Source organism: Psychromonas sp. MB-3u-54 (genome assembly GCF_002836415.1).
Classification (GTDB): Bacteria; Pseudomonadota; Gammaproteobacteria; order Enterobacterales; family Psychromonadaceae; genus Psychromonas.
Window position 1 is genome coordinate 25,797 of record NZ_PJBP01000112.1, and the last position, 7,507, is coordinate 33,303.

Here is a 7,507-nt window from a genome sequence, read left to right on the forward strand (position 1 = left end):
CTTCGATCTTCGAGCCTTCGAGCCTTCGAGCCTTCGAGCCTTCGGGCCTTCGGGCCTTCGGGCCTTCGGGCCTTCGGGCCTTCGAGCCTTCGAGCCTTCGAGCCTTCGAGCCTTCGATCTTCGATCTTCGGGCCTTCAAGCCTTCAAGCCTTCAAGCTTCGGGCTCGTAGGGTGCGCTCCGATTTCCGCTGCTTGGGGGGAACTCGAATAAAGTTAAAAATAAAGTTAGCCGTTGTGGTTTTTTTAGGCTATCATGCATTCGCTCTGAAAAATCAGAGTTATTAATGAAATTATAAAGTCCAAGTTGTTATCTTAGTTACTCCCGCGTTGTCGTAGTTGTCCTTAGTTTATCCCTTAGCTTCATCATCACATTCAATAATTCAGTTCTCAGCACATCGCATTTTTGCGATATTTTTTAATGAATTTATATAAGGGACACATATGTCTAATTCAACGACCGGTCTAGTAAAATGGTTTGACGAAGCAAAAGGTTTCGGTTTTCTTACTCAAGATAACGGCGGTGCTGACGTATTTTGTCATTTCCGTTCAATTGCTTCTGAAGGCTTCAAAACTTTGGCTGAAGGCCAAAAAGTTTCTTTTGAAGTTGAGCAAGGCCAAAAAGGTCTGCAGGCTGGAAATGTAATCGCACTATAATATAGTGCAATCGAAAAGGTGACCTCAAGTCACCTTAATTTAGTAAATCATGACAGTATTAAATTATCTGCTACAAAGATTGACCTCATTAACACCCACTTTAGTTTGTGTCATGTCAATTTATCTTTTTATTGTTAGCGCTAAAATTTAAAACTGTATTTTTTAAATCCAAATAAGGAATTTGTTATGGCTCGTGCTACGGGAAGAAAACGATTTTGGTACCATCAAAATCGCGATCAATTATCAGAAACAAAAAACACCATTAAACAATCACAATAAAAAATCAGAAACAAAAAACACCATTAAACAATCACAATAAAAAATCAGAAACAAAAAACACTATTAAACAATCACAATAAAAAATCAGAAACAAAAAACACTATTAAACAATCACAATAAAAAATCAGAAACAAAAAACACCATTAAACAAGCACAATAATTAACTCAGTAAGACCCTAAGCGATGTTATTTTTGAGGAGCCTCTATCCTTTTAAAATAACCGAGCGGGCATACTTTTCGTCACCCCTACCGACGAATAAAACATTAATAATATTAAACCCTATCAAAATCAGTCAATGAAAAAACCTGAGGTTCCTTTCTAGTATTAAAGGCGACTTCAGAAAAATAATAAAAGCGGAGCCTAAAGGCGATAAAGCAGAAAGGCTTGAAGCTGGAAAGTTCGAAGCTCGAAAGCTATAAGGCTATAAGGCTATAAGGCTGGAAAGTGGGAAGGCGGGAAGCCCGAAAGCTCGAAAGCTATAAGGCTATAAGGCTGAAAGCTGAAGGCTGAAGGCTGAAAGCGGGAAAGCTCGAAAGCGGGAAAGCTGGAAAGCTGGAAAGCTGGAAAGCTGGAAAGCTGGAAAGCTGGAAAGCTGGAAAGCTGGAAAGCGGGAAAGCGGGAAAGCGGGAAAGCGGGAAAGCGGGAAAGCTCGAAAGCTCGAAGCTCGAAAACTCGAAGCTCGAAAGCTCGAAGCTCGAACCTCGAAAACTCGAAGCTCGGCTCCATCAGATTATTATTAATCGACAATATGGTGTTTGCCAATCAGGCGTACGCTGCTGGCCTGAGGACCTTGCTCACCGGCTTCTTCAACAAATCGAACGTCATTGCCTATTTCCAAAGCATCGAACCCACTATCGACCAGACTATTGCGGTGAAAGTAGATATCTCTTCCATCCATTGTTACTATTCGGCCGAAATCCTTGTCACCTCGAATTACTGAGATTTTTCCATGGTCGGGTGTCTCATGTGTTTTTACTTTGCCACGCTGCTTTCGAACAAAGTCCTGCAGCTGTCTGCGTAGCGATTTAAAAGCATCACGGATCGCCACATAGGCATCTTCATGGGCGTGATGTTCCGGCGCGGAGCGGTTCGCTAAAAGTTCGCCATCATGCAGAGTCAGATCGATTGAGACGCGAAACAATTTACCCTGCTGATGATGCGCATGGGGCTGTTCGATCACAACATGGCAAGCTATAATATGCTCATAAAATTCTTCCAGTTTGGCGACCTTCTCCCGAATATGAGCTTCAACTGCATCTGAGTGCGCCATATCGCGAAAAGTTATTTGTAGTGGCTTTTTCATAAATCAAACCCTCTTCTGTTTAACCCGTATTTTAAATATAGTACATTGCGAAACAGAAAAGATTTTAATTCGAATGGTATTTAGGTTTTCATTAGCGTTGTATTTAGCTTAATTTTTTTTAACTTGATTTCTACCACTTTCTTTTGCGTTGTATAATGCTAAATCAGCCCGACCGATTAATTTTTCTAAGGTCTCCTTAGACTGGTACTGGCTGGCTCCTATGCTAATGGTGATAGGAATCGCCATCCCGTTGTTGCGGTAATCGTTTTGCTCCACACAGAGCCGTAGTTTTTCTGCGACAATCACACTTTCATCAATATTTGCTTTTGGCAGTAAAACAATAAATTCTTCGCCGCCAAAGCGCACAAAAACATCATCTGCTCTCAATTTTTTCAGGATATTTTGTACAATAACTTTTAATATATTATCGCCAATCAGATGGCCGTAGGTATCGTTAATTTTTTTGAAGTGATCAACATCAATTAACAACAGTGATAAAGGCGTCTGCGTCTCTGCAGATGCAGTTAAAAGCGCAGGTGATATTTCAAAAAGGTAATGGCGGTTAAAAATATTGGTTAAATTATCTTTAAAAGCGACATCCTGCAACAGCGCTTTTGAATTCTCTATCTTTTGGGTTCTCTCCTTTATTTTTCTTTCAAGGCTTTCATTAAGATCCTGTAATGCTTTGGTTTTATTATCTATTTTTAAATTTAATGTTTTATTTAAATTAGTTAGCAGATATTGCCGATATGAGAAAAAAGCAATGAAGAACAATACAACAAGCAGCACGCGCCATAATAATTTATAATTAAATTCTTCTTTATATTTAATGGCACTGCTGTTATTACTAATATCCTGTTTTATTTCTTCTGATAAATTATTAATCAGTTTGTCAAAAATTCGCAAAAGTATTAGGTCATCATTTCTGATCCCGATGCCAAATTCAGTTTTTTGTTCAAGTTTCCCGCTGACTTTGAGTTGCCCGATAAAACGGTTCTGTAGCAAATGACCAATGGTATTGAGCTCGCCGATAAATCCATAAAGTTCACCATTCTGCACTTTTTCAAGCCCGTCTTTTATCGTATCAACTTCTACTATTATTATATTCGGATAATATTTTCTGATAATTTCTTCCTGTTCATAACCTTTTGGCACGCCTATTTTTTTATCGGCCAGACGCGTAAAATTATCTATAAACGGGATATCAATTTTAGTGACTAAAACACGGGGAGTGACTAAATAAGGGGAGGTGAAATTGAGATATTTTGTTCTCTCATCGGTTTTTGCAGCTAAAGACAGCAGATCACATTTTCTCTGTCGTGCAAATTGCAGAGACTCATTCCAGGATATGGTTCGGACTATTTCAATGGGAATCGGCAGCTGCTTTCTAAAAAGATCAATAAATTCTCTATTTAAACCAATATGCTTTCCTTGTTTATCAAAACCGTCATAGGGCAACCAATTAGGATCGATACACATACGAATCTGTTTTTTCTGATTCAAATAAGTATTTTCTTCTTCGGTTAAAATTAATCTGAGATTTTTTTCGTCAATAACAAGTTGTGTAAAATTAATATTTCCTTTTGTTATGCCTAATATTTTGTAAAATTCAAAAATTCGTTTTAATTTACTGTTCTCTATTTTACCTATCTGATCGGTGTTAAAAAAGGCTAATTTTTTAAGCGCTTGCCCTTCAAACAGAAGCGCTTCTTTACTTAAATTTTGTTCATTATATTTAGTGAAAATTAAATCGGCTGTTTCAGCCATATGGGAAAATGCGTATTGCCAACCTTTTAATGAAGCCGCTTTAAATGCTTTAACCGTGGTAATGTCTTGTGCAATCATTGCTTCACTGGTATATAAAAAATCACTGTATATATCAAAACCATGATCTTTAGGATCAAAAACATTATATTCCACCCCCATTTGATCTAACTCGTAGGGTGTTTTTGATATATAAGCTGTCATCAGATCTGTTTTTTTATTGACCAAATCATTTATATTGTGCGAATGGGAGAGCAGATTTATATCTTCTAAATCGACATAATTTGAATTGAGCATGGCTTTTAATGAAGCTTGAGCAAAATCATTGTTGGTGGTCATTATTGTTTTACCGACAAACTGACTGATAGTATTGATGTTTGATGCTTTGGTACTGAGCAGGACAAGCGGACTGGATTGAAAAAGTGCATATAAAATGACGATTTTTTTGTGGTTGGCCTTTTCGAGTATTAAGCTCGCATCACCGACGGAAAAATCAATTTCACCATTGTGGATTTTCTGTACAGCATCGATTCCAAATTGATAATCTTTGATAGTAACGTCTAATCCAAGGTCATTATAAAAACCTTTTTCTTGAGCAATATAATAACCGGCAAATTGGAATTGCTCGAACCAGGATGGTTGCAGCGTTACCTGTTTTAGCTCGTCAGCAGCTAATTGCTGACTCAGCAAAGCAAAAAAACAAACAAAAATTCTTATAATATTAGGCAATAAAAAGACCCTTTTTTAAAATATTAAGGCGCTGGCAGGCTGGAATAGACAAATCGGTTTATTTTTGCGGGTTAAAATTAGTTAAAGAAAAATTAACCATTATAATAACATCTATTATTTTCATAAGGGCTATTAAATCATCTTTAAGTGGGCTTTATACGGCAAAATAAGCATTAATAGTCAGATGGAATGATTTTTTATGCTATCTAGCTTCAACCTCTATCGAAGCAGATAAAAACACTGACCGGGCGTTAGCAGAGTGACAGCCTATTCGTCAATCACGTTGCCCCTGAGGTTTGCCGCACAATAAACCAGAAACAGCGCAACACCGCCCGCCCCTCTGCTAGAGGCTAAAGCCACATGCCTCACGTAATTCGCGTAAGATGGACTCTCCCTCGCTAACGGGCAATCCATCTTCAGTTAACTGGTTGATACGCGTCACGCCGTCAACACTGCCAAGCTCAGAGATATATTTTAGTAATCCGAGGGGATTAATCTCCTTAAGCAGATCTCTGCCATGCCAGATCGAAAGAAAAGATATTATGCCGTATGCGCCCCAGTTAGAAACATCGGCAACAATCAGTTCGTCACAGGTGGTTGCCGCGGGCACGATATTCAAGTTCTTCAAGGCTTCGCTAACCTTGCCCATGCCTATTTCATTGCCGCCATCACCAACGGCTATCGTTGGACATTTGCTCAAATTCATAAAACTGTCGAAGCATGCACTGCCAGGATTAATACTCTCACCACGCATATTGTAGTAATCGCCATCATCAGCTTGGCCGGGCCGCTCGATTGAAACAATGGCCTGGGGTTGAAAGTTGTCAATCGCCTCGAGGGCTTCGTGTTCGCGTTTATCATGATCGCCAATCTGAATTTCATGAACGCGGTAACGTGTAGCCAGCGCCTTAGATAGCGGGCGACCGCAAACAATAATGGGTATAGCACCGATCGCTTTAAGCGCATTATATAACGCAATGGTTCCTACCGGGCCATCAGTTTCAAAAGTGCCTGCAACCGGAAATCCGGTGCCAATAAGAACATGACCATCACAATTATGCAGAATTTGCGCGGCGCGCATGCAATAACCTGACTTCAGGTAAGGCTGAACCGTCTTCATTCCCCGCAGGTTTCGCGCCACCAGAATATTTTCTATTTTCTGGCTCAGAGCCAGGTTATCAAGGTTATCAATTTGCTCAGGCATGACCGATGTATCTACATTCATCTTAATATTTCTCTGGTTGTTAGCATTTTAGCGGTTGAGCTCTGTCAAACTGTGACTTTACCGGCCAATGCAGATTATGTGTGTATTCTAGGCTATGATCGTCGCAGCCCGATTTAGCTGAGCCGGTTCGCCGTGTGCGCAGAAATTGCCGCACCTGTTTTGGGCTGTGGTTTGCCGATCATTCATTAGTACTATTGGTTCCCGCGCCCTAGGAGGGAATCTGGATTGCACCATGACCGAACAGCATATATTAAATTTTTCTCATTATATTTAGCAAAGATTAAATCGACAGTGTCAGCCAAATGGAAAAATGCATATGGCCAATCTTTTGATGAAGATGAACTCCAATAAACATGAATACACAGGCAGACCGGCTTGCATAAATAAATCGGTTCATTTTAAGGGTGAAAATAGTTTCGATAATTTGTCAGAGCAAAATTAACACTATCAAAAATAGAGCGCGCTCACATCTCTGCTTTGTATACTGCTATTAAATCATCTTTAAGTGAGCATTGTGTCGCAAAATTAGAGCCGATGAACAGATCGAATAAACAGATCGAATAATGGTTGCCTGCTAAAAATTACCCTGTTTAAAAGATCCGGTTTTATACCGTTAATCTAATCAATGAGTATTGATAAATTGATTGATTCGATAATCCGGAGCATTATCTGCAGGCATCTGTCAGAACGAATAAAAACACTTGGTTTTAGCCGTTCATGGTGATCATAATGGTGTGGTTTTTCATGTCAATAACCCCTCTCTTGGTGTGATAAATAAGTTGATGCCCGATGATCCGCGCAAATGAAAATAGTGAGGCTTGCCGCGATATAAACGAGAAATGTAAATAAGTAATATATTAAAATTAAAGACTCGAATCTGTGATTAAAACTGACCTGGCGTTAGCACTATTAACAGCGTGCGGATTGATACTGTCTCCCTAATTAATAAGGAACCACATGAAAGATTTAAGCACTATACAGGCACTGATATTTGATTTAGATAATACTCTGGTGAGCTCGCAGCTTAATTTTAAGTTGTTAAGGGAGCTCCTAAATTGCCCGGAAAAGGTTGATATTCTAGATTTTGTTGAACAGATCAAATCAGCCTCTGTTATGAAACAGGCAAAGGATTTGATCGTTTCTCATGAGATGTCAGATGCACTGACATCCTCTTTTTTACCGGGCTCAAAAAGTTTATTGGCATTTATGACCATCCACAAATACCCGACCGGTATCGTCACTCGAAACTGCCGGGAGGCTGCTACAACAAAATTGAGCAAAAATGCGATTAACGTGGATATTTTAATAACCCGTGAAGATTATCCGGCTAAACCTAATCCACAAGCATTATTTGCCATCGCGCAATTATGGGGAATAGAGTGTCAAAATATAGTGTATGTGGGTGATCATTTTTATGATGTGCAAGCGGCAAATAGTGCTGGAATGATTTCTTGTCTTATTACCCATAATGTTGACCTGTCGTTTAAAGATAGCGCTCATTTGGTTTTTAATGAACTGCATGAATTAGAAGATGCACTAAAAAAAGATAATC

The 7,507-nt window shown here is 39.2% G+C and carries 6 protein-coding genes; 2 read left to right on the top strand and 4 right to left on the bottom strand.

Features of this window, described 5'->3' with window-relative positions; translation table 11 throughout:
- Positions 1-441: 441 nt before the first annotated feature.
- Entirely contained in the window at positions 442-654 is a 213-nt protein-coding gene (locus CXF72_RS05640) for a cold-shock protein (RefSeq protein ID WP_101037567.1), read from the top strand.
- Positions 655-1,363: 709 nt separating this feature from the next.
- Here the strand turns inward: CXF72_RS05640 and CXF72_RS19280 are convergent.
- The 4 genes from CXF72_RS19280 to CXF72_RS05655 all read right to left on the bottom strand — a co-directional run bounded on the left by CXF72_RS19280 (position 1,364) and on the right by CXF72_RS05655 (position 5,955).
- Positions 1,364-1,681 (bottom strand): hypothetical protein, encoded by a 318-nt coding sequence (locus CXF72_RS19280; protein ID WP_157823198.1) that lies wholly within the window; start codon positions 1,679-1,681, stop codon positions 1,364-1,366.
- Positions 1,671-2,237: a ribosome hibernation-promoting factor, HPF/YfiA family gene (gene hpf / locus CXF72_RS05645; RefSeq protein ID WP_101037569.1), complete on the bottom strand. Its 567-nt coding sequence runs from the start codon at positions 2,235-2,237 to the stop codon at positions 1,671-1,673. The genes CXF72_RS19280 and hpf overlap by 11 nt, the downstream gene beginning before the upstream one ends.
- 108 nt (positions 2,238-2,345) lie before the next feature.
- Positions 2,346-4,730 carry a diguanylate cyclase gene (locus tag CXF72_RS05650; RefSeq protein WP_101037571.1) on the bottom strand — a complete coding sequence of 795 codons (2,385 nt, stop codon included), beginning with the start codon at positions 4,728-4,730 and terminating at the stop codon, positions 2,346-2,348.
- Between the two features lie 343 nt (positions 4,731-5,073).
- Positions 5,074-5,955: a DUF4392 domain-containing protein gene (locus tag CXF72_RS05655; protein ID WP_232784891.1), complete on the bottom strand. Its 882-nt coding sequence runs from the start codon at positions 5,953-5,955 to the stop codon at positions 5,074-5,076.
- A gap of 957 nt (positions 5,956-6,912) precedes the next feature.
- Between CXF72_RS05655 and CXF72_RS05660 the strand changes: the two genes are divergently transcribed.
- The coding region (locus tag CXF72_RS05660) for an HAD family hydrolase (RefSeq protein WP_101037573.1) at positions 6,913-7,507 on the top strand (595 nt) is incomplete at its 3' end.

Bases quoted from the DNA above. Each gene is read 5' to 3' on its own strand.
- CXF72_RS05640 (WP_101037567.1), top strand. From the start codon at position 442: ATGTCTAATTCAACGACCGGTCTAGTAAAATGGTTTGACGAAGCAAAA.
- hpf (WP_101037569.1), bottom strand. From the start codon at position 2,237: ATGAAAAAGCCACTACAAATAACTTTTCGCGATATGGCGCACTCAGAT.
- CXF72_RS05655 (WP_232784891.1), bottom strand. From the start codon at position 5,955: ATGAATGTAGATACATCGGTCATGCCTGAGCAAATTGATAACCTTGAT.